The following is a 14,825-nucleotide window of genomic DNA, read 5'->3' as shown; positions in this document are numbered from 1 at the left end:
GACCGTCCGCAGGGAATCACACGGGTTGACACCGGAGTACTGGGTCATGTGCCGCATCCCCTTTCGCGGTTACGCGCGGGATGCTGGCAGCGCATGTTCCGGCCGGATCCGGCACGGCATCGTGGAATCGTTTCGGCGGCGGCTGCGGCGGCGGCCGTCAGACCTCGTCGAACTCCAGCGAGGCGAAGGCCCGGCGCACCAACGCGTCGGTGGCGCCCGGCCGTTCGACCGCGAAGTCGTGCAGGTCCGCGAGCAGCCACAGCGTGAAGCCCAGCGCCGCGGCCTCCTGCGGCGGGATGTTCCCGAGCCGGTCGCGCCACGCCACCACGTCCTGCCCCAGCACGGCCGCCGTGAGCGCGCCGGCGACCATCGGCACGTGCGCCGCGTCCAGCGCCTCGAACGCCCGGAGCCTGCGCAGGACGGCGGGCACGAGGCTGTCCAGCGGATCGCTGCCGTCCGCCGTGTCCTCGGCCAGGACGGTCGCCAGCACCCCGACGAGGAACGCGGCGCCCCGGTACACCTCGTCGCGCCCGTGGACGGCGACGGCGGCCTCGATGCGCCGGCGGGCCAGGCGCCGTTCCTCCGGCGTCGTGCTGTCGTCCAGCACCCGGTACGCATCCCACGCCGCGCGGACCGCCGCGTCCGCCACGACACCCTCGCCACCGCTCATGCGCCAGACCGTAGTACGGCGACCGGCACCAGCACGGCGCCTTGGCGAAAAGTTGGGCAAGCCGCAGCCGGGCGGAAACCGCGGCCTATGATCAAGTCCTGACGCCGTGACCGCCGCCGGCGGCGTCCGCGCCCGTCAGCAGGCGACCGGCGGCGGGAGCGGACGACATGACGACCCCAGGCCCGCCCGAGCGGCTGTACGGCGACCTCGCCCCCTGGTGGCCGCTGATCTCACCGGTGGACGTGTACGAGCCGGACGCCGCGCTCGCCACCGAACTGTTCGCGCTGGCCGCGCACCCCGTGCGCGAGGTACTCGAACTCGGCAGCGGCGGCGGCCACACCGCCTACCACCTCCGCGACCGCCACGCCCTCACACTCGTCGACCTCTCACCCGCCATGCTCGACATGTCGCGCCGCCTCCTGCCCGGCGCCGCACACCTGCCGGGCGACATGCGGGACGTGCGCCTCGGCCGCGCCTTCGACGCCGTGCTCGTCCACGACGCGATCGACTACATGACGACGCGCGACGACCTGTCCGCCGTCTTCCGCACCGCGTGGGAGCACCTGCGGCCCGGCGGCGTCGCGGTGTTCTTCCCCGACCACGTCGCCGACACGTACGAGCCGGTCACCGACTGCGGCGGCAGCGACGCGGAGGACGGCAGCGGCGTCCGCTACCTGGAGTGGAGCCTGCCGCCGGAGCCGGGCGCGACGACGGTGCGCACCGACTACACGTTCACCATCAGGGAGAAGGACGGCGGCGTCCGCACGGTGCACGAGACGCACGTGACGGGCCTGTTCGCCGTCGCCGAGTGGCAACAACTCCTCGCCGCCACCGGGTTCGGGGTCACCACGGCCCGGGAGGACGGCGGTCAGGGCCGCACCCTGTTCGCCGCGCGCCGCCCGCTGCCCTGACCCGCCGGTCCGGCCCCGAGGGCGCGGCGGAAGACCACCGCCCCGGCGAGGAGAACGGCGAGCCAGCAGGCGCTCAGGGCGAGCGCGGCCCGGTGCCCGAACTGCTCCGCCACGACACCGCCCGCCGCGTTGCCCGCCGCGCCCCACAGCAGCCCGACCGCGACCATCAGGGTGTACGCCCTCGCGAGCGCGGGTCGCGGGACCAGCGTGTCCAGCAGCGCGGAGGAAGCGATCGCCGCCGGGCCCGCGCACACGCCCACCAGGAACAGCGCGGCGAACAGCGGCGCAAAACCGTCCGCCGCCCACGCCGTCAGCCCCACGGCCGTCGCCGACCCCGCCGGCGCCACGAGCACCAGCCGGGCGTGCGGCCGGCGCCACGGCAGCGCCCCGAAGACCAGCCCGGCGGCGACCTCCCCGGCCGCGGACGCCGCGAGGAGCACCCCGCTGTCCGCGGCGCTGCCCAGCGACAGCGCGGCCCCGGGGGACAGCCACCGCGACCGCCCCCGCCGACACACCGCCGCCCGCCGTGACCACCAGCAGGACGGCAAGACCGGCGTTCCCGCGCAGGCGCGCCCGGCCGACGCGCCCCCGCAGGGGCCGCCACGCCCGAGCGGCTCCCGTGCAGGAGAAGAGCAGCGCCGCGCCACACCCGAGGAACCCACCCACCAGCACCGCTGCCCCGGCACCGGCCACCGCCACGAGTAGCGCCGTCAGCAACGGCCCGACCAGCACGGCCAGCTGGAACAGCACCGCGAGCAGCGCGTACCCGGCCGTCCTGACCGCGCGTTCCCCGACCGAACCGGCCAGCAGCACCCTCATGCCGCCGGTTGTCGCGGGCACACTGGTGCCCGTACCCGCGGCCGCGACGATGACGGCCCCGGGCCAGTCCACCACCGGCACAACGGCCACGACGACAACGCACCACGCCGCGCACGCCACCCCCGCGTACGGGATCACCCGCACCAGCCCGTGGCGGCCGATCAACCAGCCCTGCACGCCGAGCCCGACGGCGTTGCCCAGGCCCAACGCGGCCGCCGCCAGCCCGCCCAGCGCGAGCGACCCGGTCCTCTCCCGGACGTACAGCAACAGAGCCAGGCCGAGCACGCCAAGGGGGAGCACACCCATCACCGTGGCGATGAACGGCACGCGCAGGGAAGTGACTTCGAAGACACGGAGATAACTCCGCATGTCGACATGCCTTTCGAGCATGCCCGCCCACCCGGGAGCCGTACTCCTCCCCACCGCCCGCCGTCCCCGCGACGCCGGTGCCGCCGCCGCGACGTCCGCCGGGCCGAGCGGGCGCCGTTCGGCGTGCCGGACGGCGGTCAGCGGCACGCCGAAGGGGAACTCGACGCCGCTCCCGTCCTCCAGCGAGACCACCACGTGCGTGTCCGGGCCCGCCGGGTGGCCGTCGACCGACTGGACATACACCCCCACGGCCGTCAGCCGCCCGTGGGGACCCACGAGCCGGCAACTCTCGTCCACGTCCTGGGACTTCACCGGCAGCAGCGCCGGAAGCCGTCTCGCCGCCCGCCCGTCACGGTGGAACGCCGTCACGCGCCCGCCCCACGGTACCGTCGCGCGCGGAACCACCGCCGCACACCGTCCGTTCGCCCCGTGCCCGGACACGGTCCGGCGCGACGGAAGGAGGAATCCCCATGCTTCTGGAGTCCGTCGTCCTCCGCTACGGGCGCAAAGGCGCGCGTGTACTGGACGGCGTCACCCTCGACCTGCCGCCCGCGACGGTCACCGCCGTGGTCGGTGCCAACGGCTCGGGGAAGTCGAGCCTGCTGAAGGTGGCCGCAGGGCTCGTCCGGCCCAACTCCGGCACCGTACGCGACCGCCCCCGCAGGACCGGGTACGTACCCGAACGCCTCCCCGCCGACATGCGGCTCTCCACGCGCTCGTACCTCCTCCACATGGGACGCCTCCAGGGCGTCGGCACGGCCACTGCCGCCCGCCGCAGCGCCGAACTGCTGGACCGGCTCGCCCTGGACGGCGACCCCGGCGCGCCGATCAGCACCCTGTCCAAGGGCAACGCCCAGAAGGTCGCCCTCGCCCAAGCCCTCCTCGCCGACCCAGCGCTCCTGGTGCTCGACGAGCCCTGGTCCGGCCTCGACACCGCTGCCCACCGCACCCTCGCCGACTGCCTCGCCGACCGACGCGCCGCAGGGGCGGCCGTGCTGCTCACCGAGCACCGGCCCGGCACGGTCACCGGCATCGCCGACACCGTGCACCGCCTCGCACACGGCCGGCTGACGGACCAGCCGCCACCGGCACCGCAGCCGGCGTTCTTCCACATCACGCTCGCCCCCACCCCCGCCGTACCCCCCGACGCGCAGGGCGAGGACACCCTGCGCGCGCTCCCCGGCGTCCACGCCGTACGGGCGGAAACGTCCCGCGTCCACCTGCACGTCGCCGCCGCCCACTCGGACGCGGTGCTCGCGCACACCCTGCGGCGCGGCTGGACCGTCCTCGCTGTCCGGCCCGCCCCCGATGCCGATCCAGGGGACGAATGCCCATGACCGCCGTCGCCCGCTACGCCCTCGCGGACTACCTGCGCACCCAGCGCTGTCTGCCGCCCCTGGTGGCCTACCTCGGCTTCCTCGCGGTCTTCCACGCCTTCCCCGGCCAGGTCCTCCCCGGGTACGGCGCGTCCGCCGCCGCCCTGGTCCCGGTCGGTGCCTGGCTGACGCTCAGCCTCCTCAACGCGGAGGACCCCCTCCAGGGCGCCATCACCCTCGTCAACGCCCGGGGCCGCCGCCGCGTGCTGACCGGCAAGCTCTGCGCCGCCCTCGCCTGCCTGCTCGTCCTGACCGCCGCAGCCCTGCTCTGGCCCCTCGCCGCCGGCGGCCACGCGCGGTTCCCGGCCGATCCGGCGACCGGCCTCGTCGCGCACGTCACCTGCGGCCTCGCAGCCATGGCCGTGGCGACCTGCTGCGCCCGCCCTGTCCTCGAACGCCAGGGGTACGCGTTCTCCACCGCCGTCCTGCTCTGCCTCGCCGTGCTGGTCAGCCGACCGCTCTCGCCCGCCAACCGGACGATCCGCCTGCTGGGCGCCGCGCCACCCGGCCCGTCCGCCGCCCAGACGCTGCCGCTCGCCCTGTGGGCGCTGACCCTCGTCGCCCTGTCCGCCGCACTGGTCCTCCGATTGGCGCGCCACCGCCGCTGAACCTCACCGCCCCTCCCTCAACGCCGCCTCCAGGTCACGCAAGTACGCCGCAACAGGCCCGAGCGTCACCATCCCGCTGCCCGCTCCCGCCAGTTCCCCCGCGGCGGGCGCCAGCGCCCCGGCCGCACGCCGCATCGCCTCCCGGTGGTCCAGCGCGACGGCCGCCCGCGCGACGAGGCACCACAGCGCCTCCTGCATCAGGTCGCGCGGGGGATCGGGCACCCGGTCGAGCGCCGTCCCCGCGGCGGCCCGCCGCCCCTGCCCCAGCAGCAGCACAGGACGCACCCACGGCCCGTACGGCCCCCAGCCCTCCAGATCCCCGATCGCGCTGTCCTGCCCGTGCGTCAGCCGCACGCACAGCAGCGCCAGCGGCAGCAGCCCGTCCCGCAGACCCGGCATGCCCGCGCCCGCCAGCGCGTCGGCGGCCCTGCGGTACCCGGCCTCCAGCGCCTCGACCGGCGCGGCCCCCGTCGCAGCCGCACGCATCGCCCGGTACCACCCGGTGAACACCCCGACCAGCGGCAGCTCATTGCGCTCCGCCAGCCGGTCCGCCTCCCCGGCGTGCCGGTCCGCCCCCGCGAAGTCCCCCAGCGCCCCGAGCGCCTGCACGCGCACGAGACGCCCGAGCACCTCGTACGTCACCAGGTCGTGCCTCGCCGCCAGCGCGACCAGCTCCGCCCCGATCGCGTCCCGGCGCGCCGCCAGCCCCGCCCGCCAGAAGCTCTGCATGAACACCCCGTTCAGCGCGAACGCCAGCAGCGCCGGATCGTCCAGGCCGCGCGCCACACGCTCCGCCTCCCCGGCCGCCCACCGCGCACGCTCCGACCCGCTGCCCCGCGACTCCAGCGCGACGGTGGCCAGCAGCCGCACCCGCGCCGCCTCCCGTTCCCCGCCCGGCAGCCGCGCCACGGCCCGCTCGGCAGCCGCCACCACCCGCCCCGCCTGCCCGGGATCGTCCACCCGCGTCCACACCGCCGGGACGTCGTACATCCCGATCACCCGGGCCGTCAGGTCGGCGTCACCCGACTCCTCCGCCGCGCCGATCGCCGCCATACGGTGCTCCCGCGCCGCCGCCAGCCCGCTGCCGCCCGTCACCGCCAGATTCCGCAGCAGCCCGACCGTCGACTCCAGCCGGGCGCGCGTACCCGGCGCGACTGTCCGGTCGTACGCCTCGGCCACGGTGGCCCACACCCGGTCCGCGGCACTGCCGTCCCCCGCCACGAGCCGGTCGTCCTGCCGCAGGATGTCCTCCTCCAGGCGCCGCAGCCCCGGCCCCGGATCCACCCCCAGCCGTCCCGCCAGCATCGCCCGCGCCCGCCGCAGCACCGCCAGCGCGTCCCCCTGCCGCCCGGCGCGGTACAGCGCCAGGGCCAGCAGACCCCACGCGTCCTCCCGCCACGGATGCTCCGCGACATGCGCGTCCAGCTCGGGCACGACCTCCTCCGCCGCGCCCAGCGCGAGCCGCGCCTCCGCCAGCCGCTCCACCGCGAGCAGCCGCAGCCCGGCGAGCCGCGACCGCTCCGGCCCGGCCCAGGGCGCGTCGGCGAAGTCGGCGTACGCGGGCCCGCGCCACCGGCCCAGCGCGTCTGCCAGCCGCGCCGCGGCCTCCCCGTGCGGCAGCGACGCGGCGGCCGTCAGCTCCCGTTCGAAACGCCACGCGTCCACCGCGTCGTCCCCGGCCCGCAGCGCGTAGCCGGGCCCCTCGGTGACCAGCAGCCGGGGCGCCGCACGCGGCGCACGCTCCGGCTCCAGCGCGCGCCGCAGCGCCGCCACGAACGTCCGCACCGCGCCCACCGCGTCGCCCGGCGGCTCGTCCGGCCACAGATCGCCCACCAGGCGTCCGACCGGCACCACGCGCCGCCGCGCCACGACCAGCCGCGCCAGCACCGCCCGGTGCCGCGGCCCCCGCAGCGCGACCGCCTCCCCGGTGCCGTCCCACGCGGCAATGGGCCCCAGCACGCCGAACGTGACCCGCACCATCCGTCCCTTCCGTCCCGCCACCGCTCACCGGCCACGCTATAGCGCGCTCATCCGATGCTCATCCGCACCCGGCAGGCTCGGCAGCCCGGTCACCCCACCGAAAGGACCCGCACATGGCCCCCGCCATCCCCGGATTCGACCACCGGCGCGTCCCCGTCGCCGACGGCGTCGAGCTGGCCACCGCCGTCGGCGGCTCAGGGCCGCCCCTGGTGCTGCTGCACGGCTTCCCGCAGACCCACCTGATGTGGCGGCACGTCGCGGCCGACCTCGCCACCGTGTACACCGTCATCTGCCCCGACCTGCGCGGCTACGGCGCCAGCGGCAAACCCGCCGCGACCGATCCGTCCGTCTACTCCAAGCGCACCATGGGCGCCGACGTCGTCGCCCTCGCCCGTGCCCTCGGCCACGAGCGCTTCGCCCTGGCGGGGCACGACCGCGGCGCCCTCGTCGCGTTCCGCACCGCCCTCGACCACGCGCCCGCCGTCACCCACCTGGCCTGCCTGGACGTCCTGCCGACCCTGGACATGTGGGAGGCGATGCACGGCGCCACCGCCGCCGTCGGCTTCCACCTCTACCTGATGGCCCAGCCGCCCGGCCTGCCGGAACGGATGATCGCCGCCGACCCCGACACGTTCTTCGCCCACTTCCTCGACCAGTGGACCGCCGACCCGCGCGCGATCCCCGCCGACGTTCGCGCCGCGTACCTGCGCGCCTGCCGCGAGGCGATCCCGTCCATCGTGGCCGACTACCGCGCCTCGGCCGGCATCGACGCCGACCACGACCGCGCCGACCGCGAGAACGGCACGGTGCTCCGCATGCCCGTCACCGTGTTGCAGCAGGACTGGGGCGCCGCCCTCGGGTACGACGCCGCCGCGCTGTGGCGCGCCTGGGCGCCCGACCTCGACCACCGGACCGTCAGCAGCGGCCACTTCATGGCGGAGGAGGACCCGGCGGGCGTGGCGGCGGCGCTGCGCGCACTGCTGGCCAGGTGACGCCGACAGGTGCGCGCGTCCCGGAACCGGCTCCGACCGTGCTGGGCCCGCACGGTGCGGAGTGCTGCCGGTCCCGGGACGCGCGCCGGTGGCCCGGGTTGGCTCAGTGGTGGCCGTGCCCCGGCGGCGCGGCCGAGGGGGACGTCCCGGACGCCGGCGCCCCGTGCGGCACGGGCCCGCCGGGGACGTTCCCGTTCCGGTCGGTCACGGTGAAGATCCCCGCCATGCCCATGTCCGAGTGGCTCTGCACATGGCAGTGGTACATCCAGTGGCCGGGCCCGACGTTCTCCCCGGCGATCACCTGGAAGCCGAACGAGTCGGCCGGTCCCGTGATCTTGTTGTCGATGACGCGGCTGACGTCGTCCTCGCCGGCCGGCAGCCCCGTGCGGTTGTCCGCCCAGCGGTGACCGTGCATGTGGAACGTGTGGTAGAACTCGCCGTGCGTGATCATGATGATCTCGCAGCGCTCGCCGATCCGCGCCGTGAAGTGGGGGGCGTCGTCGGCGGCCCGGTTGTTGATCGTCATGTCGTTGAAGACGATGGTGAACTGCTTGTCCGGCAGGACGTCCCCGCGCCGCCGGACCACCAGCGGCCCGTACAGCCCCCGCCGCAGGCCGCCCGTGCCGTGGTCGGTCCCCACGACATGGTCGTGGTAGTGCCAGTAACCGGCGCTGCCCGGCCGCCAGGTGCCGTCGTTCCGGCGGCCCGGGGCGTGCGTGCTCCACGTGTACGTGCGGGTCCCGCCCGGCTCCACGATGCTGCCGGACATGCGGGTCCCGTCCGAGTCGATCGCGTAGTCCACGCCGTGGACGTGCAGACTGACCGCCACGTCCAGCGTGTTCACGAGGTCGATCACCAGCGTGTCGCCCTCGTACATCTCCAGCAGCGGCCCGGGGACGGTGGCCCCGCCGCGCTCCAGGCCGTAGCCGAGCAGCCCGCCGGGCAACTCCTCGGCGTACAGGGTGATGCGCCGGACCTCGGCCGCCGCGCCGCCCGCGGCCTGCGCCCCCGTCGTGGCCAGTCCCGGCGCGGCGAGCGCGGCGGGGGCGGCGAGCGCGGCGGCCGCGCCACCGGTGAACGAGCGTCGGGAGAATCCGGGTTGCCGCATGCGAGGCGTCCTCCTCGGTCATCGGTCGGCATCGATGGCGCCTCATGGTATGTGCACGACAATAGTTTTCCCACTGTCAGGACAAAGTTTTTTTCGTTCCGTCCATAGTCATTGGCGATACGGCGAAAGCCGTCTACCTTCCTGGGCGTCGCTGCTGTCACCTGAGAGGGCGGACGAGCCATGAAACGCAAGCCGCAGGTATTGGCAGTCGCAGGGACGCTGCTGATCACCCTGCTGGGCGGGGCACCCGGAGCGGCGGGCGACACCGCCGCCGCCCGGGACCCCGACCCCATGCCCGGCGGACGCAACGCCCGGGTACTGGTCTTCCACGGACAGGACGCCCCCGCCGACCGCACCCGCGCCGGTGTCGAGGCCGTCCGGACGCTCGGCGCCGAAGGCCCCCGCGCCGAACGCTTCCAGGTGGAGGACACCGACGACCCCACCGTCTTCGACCCCCTGGGCCTGCGGGACTACAACGCGATCGTCCTGCTGTCCACCGACGGCACCACCCTGAGCGAGCGCCAGGAGTCCGCGCTGGAGAACTACGTGCGCTCCGGTGGCGGCTTCGTCGGCATCCACGACGCCGCGAACGCGCTGCCGGACTCCGACTGGTTCACCGGACTCGTCGGGGCCCGCCCCGAGAATGCGGACGCCACCACCCCGGAGACCGGCGTCGTCGAGGTCGGCGACCGCGCCCACCCGGCCACCGCCGGACTCCCCCTGGAGTGGACCCGCCGCGACGTCTGGTTCGACTGGCAGGAGAACCCGAGCGGCGACGTCCACACCGTCGCCCGCCTGCGCGAACGCGGCCCCGACGCCGCGGGCGACGGCTGGGACCACCCCGTCTCCTGGTGCCGGGACTACGACGGCGGCCGGTCGTTCTACACCGGCATGGGCGGCACGGCGGGCACGTTCACCGAGAACAACTTCCGCAAACACCTCCGCGGCGCTCTCCTGTGGACGTCCCGGCTGACCCGCGCGGACTGCCAGGCCACCATCACCGGCAACTACGCGGCCGAGCGCCTCACCGAGCCCAACGCGCCGGGCGAACTCGACCAGATCGGCGAGCCGCACGGCCTCGACATCGCCGACGACGGCCGCGTCTTCTACATCGGCCGCGGCGGCGAGGGCCCCAACGCCCCCGTCGTCACCGACTGGAACGACCCGGACGTCGGCCTGGGCCCCGGCACCCTCCACGTCTACGACCCGGGCAGCGGCGAGGTCTCCACCGCCGCGACCCTGGAGGTCTTCGGCAACAAGGGCGGCGGCGGCGAGCTGGTCAAGAACGAGGAAGGACTCCTCGGCATCGCCCTGGACCCCGACTTCGCCGACAACCGGCGCGTCTACCTCCACTGGACCCCGCACGACCGGATCGACCGCGTCAACCGCGTCGCCGAACGCCGCGTCTCCCGCTTCACGTTCGACGAGGCGTCAGGAACGCTCGACCTCGCCTCCGAAGAGGTCCTGCTGTCCTGGCCGGTGCAGATCCACAGCTGCTGCCACGCGGGCGGCGGCATGGACTTCGACTCGGACGGCAACCTCTACATCGCCACCGGCGACAACAACTCCTCCGGCTTCTCGGACGGTTACTCGGGCAACAACCCGCAGCCCTCCTTCGCCGGGATCTCCTTCGCCGACGCCCGCCGCACCGCCGGCAACACCAACAACCTCAACGGCAAGATCCTCCGCATCCACCCCGAGGACGACGGCACCTACACCATCCCCGAGGGCAACCTCTTCACCGGCGAGGAGGAAGGCGGCGGCAAGACCCGCCCGGAGATCTACGTCATGGGCGTGCGCAACCCCGCCCGCATCGCCATCGACCCGGAGACCGACTGGCTGTACGCGGGCTGGGTCGGCCCCGACGTCGGCGCACCCAGCACCACCTGGGGCCCGGCCAAGTACGACACGTTCGCCGTCATCACCCAGGCCGGGAACCGCGGCTGGCCGTACTGCATGGGCAACGCCCAGCCGTACCGCGACCGCAACCTGCCCGACCCCACCCAGCCCCTCGGCTGGTACGACTGCGACCACCCGCGCAACGAATCCCCGAACAACGACGGCCTTGTCGACCTGCCGCCCGTCTCCCGCAACAACATCTGGTACTCCCCCCAGGGCGGCGCCCCCGACTACCCCCGCGACGCCGACGGCATCCCCACCTACCGCGAGCAGGACCAGACCCTCCTGCTGCCCTGGCTCACCGGCGGCGGCCAGGCCACGATGAACGGCCCGCTGTACCGGTACGACGAGGACACCGCCACCGACGTCGCCTGGCCGCGCTACTGGGACGGCAAGTGGTTCGTCGGTGACTTCTACGACGGCACGCAGCCGCGCCACGCCGTCGTGATGGACCCCGGGTCCGCCCCCGGCGGCGGCCTGCCGGTCCACGCCGAGAGCCTGGACGCCATCATCCCGGTCGGCGAGGACGGCATCCGCAACCTCATGGACTGGAAGTTCGCCCCCGACGGCTCCCTGTACGTCCTCGACTACGGCAGCGGCTTCTTCAACGCGGACGCCAGGTCCGCCCTGTGGCGGGTCACCTACGAGGGCGGCCCCGCGACACCCCTGCCCGCCGACCTGGCGCGCCCATGACCACCGGAAGGAAGGAGCGACCGATGAGACGCCGAACGGCACGCCCCGCCCCGCTGCGCCGGGTGACGGTGCTGCTGCTCGCACTGAGCATGGCCGCGCTCGCCCTCGTGGCACTGCCCGCACAGGCACACGAGACCGGCACTGCGCGCGCGGCGGCCGCACAGGAACTCGTCTGGACGGCGGACGACGGCATCACCGCCTACACGTCAGCCCCCACGACGGCCGTCGCCGGCGAGACGACGATCGTCTTCGAGAACAGCGCGGCCACCGGCAACACCACCGGCATGCCGCACACCCTGACGTTCGACACGTCCGACCCCGACTACAACAACGACGCCGCCGTCAACATCATGGCGAACCCCAACGACGCCCAGGGCGGACGGCACGAGGTCACCGTCACCCTGACGCCGGGCACCTACCGCTACTTCTGCGCCATCCCCGGCCACGGCACCATGCAGGGCACCTTCACGGTCACCGAGGACGGCGGGGGCGGCGAGGACACCACGGCGCCCGAGGTCGACGCCTCGGTGGAGGGCGAGCAGGACGAGAACGGTGCCTACCTCGGCAGCGCCACCGTCACCCTGACGGCCACCGACACCGGGTCCGGCGTCGAGAGCGTCGAATACGCGCTCGGCGACGACGGGTTCACCGCCTACGAGGCGCCCGTCGTGCTCACCGAACCAGGAGAGCACACCCTCACCTACCGGGCCACCGACCGCGCGGGCAACGTCTCGGACGACGGGTCCGTCACCGTCGAGGTCGCGGAGGCGCCGGGCGGGGACGTGACCCCGCCCACGGTGACCGCCACCGTCGACGGCGAACAGGACGACGACGGCTCCTACGTCACCATGGCCACCGTCACCCTCGCCGCCAGTGACGCGGGAACCGGCGTCGCCGCCGTCGAGTACGCGGTGAACGGCGCCGGGTTCACCCCCTACACCGAGCCCGTGATGGTCCACGCGGTCGGCGACCACACCGTCAGCTACCGCGCGACCGACAACGCCGGGAACTCCTCCGACGTCGGCTCGGTCTCCTTCACCGTCGTCGAGGACGCGCCGGGCGAACCGCAGCCCGACTGCCCGGAGTCCGACGACCGCCCGCTCGTCGTGGTCGGCGACCGGGTCACCCAGGTCCCCAACCGCACCGACGCGCACGGCTGCACGGTGAACGAGCGCATCGAGGACGAACGCGCCTGGTCGTCCCACGCCCTGTTCACCACCCACGTCCGCGACGTCACGGCCGCCCTCTTCCAGGAAGGCGTGATCGACCAGCAGGGCCGCCGCAAGATCCGCAATGCCGCCGAACGCTCCGACGTCGGCCGGCCGGGCAACCGCGAGGGCTACGAGCGCATCTTCACCGGCACCCCTGAGTCCCGCGACCGCTGGGCCCACGTCGGCGGCGGCGCGTTCGAACTGAACGGCGACGGCTCCATGACCAGCAGCGCCACCGTCGCCGGCATGGGCATGCTGTGGTTCCCCGAGGTCAGGTACGAGGACTTCTCGCTCCGCCTCAAGTTCCGCGACGACTCGACCGGTTCCGGCTCGGCCAACAGCGGCGTCTTCGTCCGCTTCCCCCGCGTCCACAACCACCCGCAGGAGACCCGCCCCGAGTGGGTCGCCATCAAGTACGGCCACGAGATCCAGATCCTCGACGGAGCCGCCGGCGACCAGTACAAGACCGGCTCGGTCTACGGCTTCGACCTCGTCACCCGCTCCGAGGCGATGCCGACACCCCGAGGCGTGTGGAACGACTACGAGATCCGCGTCGTCGACCAGCACATCTCGGTCTACCGCAACGGCCTGCTGATCAACGAGTTCGAGAACTCCCCGGGCCAGCTGTTCTCGCCCCCGCGCTCCGACGACCCCGGAACCGACGGCCGGCAGAACGACTCCGGCTACATCGGCCTACAGACCCACAGCACCACCGACACCATCTCCTTCCGCGACATCCGCATCCGGACCCTCTGACCCCACCGGGCGGTCTGACCCCCGTCCCCACCCCGGTCGCCCCCGGGCCCTCCCCACAGGGCCCGGGGGCGACCGGCCCCCACCACCGGCCCGTTCAGCCCTTCACACAGACCACCTGCCGCAGCTGGGCGACGACCTCCACCAGGTCCCGCTGCCGCTCCACGACCTGCTCGATCGGCTTGTAGGCCGCCGGTATCTCGTCCACGACCCCGGCGTCCTTCCGGCACTCGACCCCCTCCGTCTGCGCCACCAGATCCTCGGTCGTGAACCGCTTCCTGGCCGCGTTCCGGCTCATCCGCCGCCCCGCCCCGTGCGACGCCGACCGGTACGACGCGGTGCTCCCCAGCCCCTTCACCACATACGAACCGGTCCCCATCGAGCCCGGGATGATCCCGTACTCGCCCGACCCCGCGCGGATCGCCCCCTTCCGCGTGATCAGCAGGTCCATCCCGTCGTACCGCTCCTCCGACACGTAGTTGTGGTGGCACGAGATGACCTCACCGAACCGCGGCCGCGCCCCGGCGAACTCCGCCCGCAGCGCCCCCTCCAACAGCGCCATCATCACCGCACGGTTGCGCCGCGCGTACTCCTGCGCCCAGAACAGGTCGTTGCGGTAGGCGGCCATCTGCGGGGTACCGGAGACGAAGACCGCCAGGTCACGGTCGATCAGGTCCCGGTTGTGCGGCAGCCGCTGTGCCACCCCGATGTGGAAGTCCGCCAGCTCCTTGCCGATGTTCCGTGAACCGGAGTGCAGCATCAGCCAGACGGCGCCCTCCGTGTCGAGGCACACCTCGATGAAGTGGTTCCCCCCGCCCAGCGTCCCCATCTGCCGCGTCGCCCGGTCCCGCCGGAAGGCCACGGCGTCGGCGACCCCGTCGAAGCGCGCCCAGAAGTCGTCCCACCCCGAGGCCGGCACGCCGTGCAGCCGCGCCGGCCCCACCGGATCGTCATGCTGCCCCCGGCCCACGGGTATCGCGCGCTCGATCCGCGACCGCAGCCGCGACAGGTCGTCGGGCAGGTCGTCCGCCGTGAGGGACGTGCGGACCGCCGACATGCCGCAGCCGATGTCCACACCGACCGCGGCAGGGCAGACGGCGCCCTCCATCGCGATCACGGAACCGACCGTCGCGCCCTTGCCGTAGTGCACGTCCGGCATCACGGCGAGCCCGCGGACCCACGGCAGCGTCGTCACGTTGTGCAGCTGGCGCAGCGCGACGTCCTCCACCTCGGCCGGGTCCGCCCACATCCGGATCGGCACCCGCGCGCCGGGCAGCGTGGTGTACCCCATGACACCCTCCCCCATCGGTGACGTTGAGTAACCATTGTGTCGCCAGAGACGCGCCGGAAGGCAACAGGTTTTCCCGCGCCCCGTCGGCAGACGGCCCCGGGCTCCCCGCCCACCGGACCGGTCGGAAAGTCTTTGCTGCCCACGG

The 14,825-nt window shown here is 74.1% G+C and carries 11 protein-coding genes; 6 read left to right on the top strand and 5 right to left on the bottom strand.

The features are described 5' to 3' along the window. Nucleotides 1-157: 157 nt before the first annotated feature. Nucleotides 158-670 (bottom strand): hypothetical protein, encoded by a 513-nt coding sequence (locus ACL02R_RS19730; RefSeq protein WP_412798275.1) that lies wholly within the window; start codon nt 668-670, stop codon nt 158-160. 167 nt (nt 671-837) lie between these two features. Here ACL02R_RS19730 and ACL02R_RS19725 point away from each other — a divergent pair, with 167 nt between their 5' ends. Then, nucleotides 838-1,581 (top strand): class I SAM-dependent methyltransferase, encoded by a 744-nt coding sequence (locus ACL02R_RS19725; protein WP_412798274.1) that lies wholly within the window; start codon nt 838-840, stop codon nt 1,579-1,581. Here the strand turns inward: ACL02R_RS19725 and ACL02R_RS19720 are convergent. Then, a complete protein-coding gene (locus ACL02R_RS19720) occupies nt 1,539-2,021 on the bottom strand; it encodes a hypothetical protein (protein ID WP_412798273.1) in 483 nt (160 codons plus the stop codon). The genes ACL02R_RS19725 and ACL02R_RS19720 overlap by 43 nt on opposite strands. A 1,218-nt stretch (nt 2,022-3,239) precedes the next feature. Here ACL02R_RS19720 and ACL02R_RS19715 point away from each other — a divergent pair. After that, nucleotides 3,240-4,106 carry an ATP-binding cassette domain-containing protein gene (locus ACL02R_RS19715; RefSeq protein ID WP_412798272.1) on the top strand — a complete coding sequence of 289 codons (867 nt, stop codon included), beginning with the start codon at nt 3,240-3,242 and terminating at the stop codon, nt 4,104-4,106. Further along, nucleotides 4,103-4,753 carry a hypothetical protein gene (locus ACL02R_RS19710; protein WP_412798271.1) on the top strand — a complete coding sequence of 217 codons (651 nt, stop codon included), beginning with the start codon at nt 4,103-4,105 and terminating at the stop codon, nt 4,751-4,753. Before ACL02R_RS19715 ends, ACL02R_RS19710 begins: the two co-directional genes overlap by 4 nt. A 3-nt stretch (nt 4,754-4,756) precedes the next feature. Here ACL02R_RS19710 and ACL02R_RS19705 read toward each other — a convergent pair whose 3' ends face one another. After that, nucleotides 4,757-6,730, bottom strand: a complete 1,974-nt coding sequence (locus ACL02R_RS19705; RefSeq protein WP_412798330.1) for a BTAD domain-containing putative transcriptional regulator — start codon at nt 6,728-6,730, stop codon at nt 4,757-4,759. 116 nt (nt 6,731-6,846) lie between these two features. Between ACL02R_RS19705 and ACL02R_RS19700 the strand changes: the two genes are divergently transcribed. Then, on the top strand, nt 6,847-7,725 hold the full coding sequence (locus ACL02R_RS19700; RefSeq protein ID WP_412798270.1) for an alpha/beta fold hydrolase: 879 nt from the start codon (nt 6,847-6,849) through the stop codon (nt 7,723-7,725). Between the two features lie 103 nt (nt 7,726-7,828). On the opposite strand, the gene ACL02R_RS19695 is transcribed toward ACL02R_RS19700, so the two are convergent. Beyond that, nucleotides 7,829-8,833 carry a multicopper oxidase domain-containing protein gene (locus ACL02R_RS19695; protein WP_412798269.1) on the bottom strand — a complete coding sequence of 335 codons (1,005 nt, stop codon included), beginning with the start codon at nt 8,831-8,833 and terminating at the stop codon, nt 7,829-7,831. 180 nt (nt 8,834-9,013) lie between these two features. On the opposite strand from ACL02R_RS19695, the gene ACL02R_RS19690 reads away from it, so the two are divergent. Further along, the gene (locus tag ACL02R_RS19690) at nt 9,014-11,425 is read left to right on the top strand and encodes a ThuA domain-containing protein (RefSeq protein WP_412798268.1); all 2,412 of its coding nucleotides are present in this window, start codon (nt 9,014-9,016) and stop codon (nt 11,423-11,425) included. Between the two features lie 23 nt (nt 11,426-11,448). Next, nucleotides 11,449-13,392 (top strand): OmpL47-type beta-barrel domain-containing protein, encoded by a 1,944-nt coding sequence (locus ACL02R_RS19685; RefSeq protein WP_412798267.1) that lies wholly within the window; start codon nt 11,449-11,451, stop codon nt 13,390-13,392. Between the two features lie 94 nt (nt 13,393-13,486). Here ACL02R_RS19685 and ACL02R_RS19680 read toward each other — a convergent pair whose 3' ends face one another. Beyond that, a complete protein-coding gene (locus tag ACL02R_RS19680) occupies nt 13,487-14,680 on the bottom strand; it encodes an RtcB family protein (protein WP_412798266.1) in 1,194 nt (397 codons plus the stop codon). Nucleotides 14,681-14,825 lie beyond the last annotated feature (145 nt).

The organism is Streptomyces sp. MS19 (assembly GCF_047200595.1).
Classification (GTDB): Bacteria; Actinomycetota; Actinomycetes; order Streptomycetales; family Streptomycetaceae; genus Streptomyces.
Note: the sequence above shows the minus strand (reverse complement) of the source record. Positions and strands in the feature narration are given on the sequence as shown.

What these genes read in the sequence shown, in the direction of transcription:
- ACL02R_RS19730 (WP_412798275.1), bottom strand. Translation starts at nt 670, where the DNA reads ATGAGCGGTGGCGAGGGTGTCGTGGCGGACGCGGCGGTCCGCGCGGCG.
- ACL02R_RS19725 (WP_412798274.1), top strand. Translation starts at nt 838, where the DNA reads ATGACGACCCCAGGCCCGCCCGAGCGGCTGTACGGCGACCTCGCCCCC.
- ACL02R_RS19715 (WP_412798272.1), top strand. Translation starts at nt 3,240, where the DNA reads ATGCTTCTGGAGTCCGTCGTCCTCCGCTACGGGCGCAAAGGCGCGCGT.
- ACL02R_RS19710 (WP_412798271.1), top strand. Translation starts at nt 4,103, where the DNA reads ATGACCGCCGTCGCCCGCTACGCCCTCGCGGACTACCTGCGCACCCAG.
- ACL02R_RS19700 (WP_412798270.1), top strand. Translation starts at nt 6,847, where the DNA reads ATGGCCCCCGCCATCCCCGGATTCGACCACCGGCGCGTCCCCGTCGCC.
- ACL02R_RS19695 (WP_412798269.1), bottom strand. Translation starts at nt 8,833, where the DNA reads ATGCGGCAACCCGGATTCTCCCGACGCTCGTTCACCGGTGGCGCGGCC.
- ACL02R_RS19690 (WP_412798268.1), top strand. Translation starts at nt 9,014, where the DNA reads ATGAAACGCAAGCCGCAGGTATTGGCAGTCGCAGGGACGCTGCTGATC.
- ACL02R_RS19685 (WP_412798267.1), top strand. Translation starts at nt 11,449, where the DNA reads ATGAGACGCCGAACGGCACGCCCCGCCCCGCTGCGCCGGGTGACGGTG.
- ACL02R_RS19680 (WP_412798266.1), bottom strand. Translation starts at nt 14,680, where the DNA reads ATGGGGTACACCACGCTGCCCGGCGCGCGGGTGCCGATCCGGATGTGG.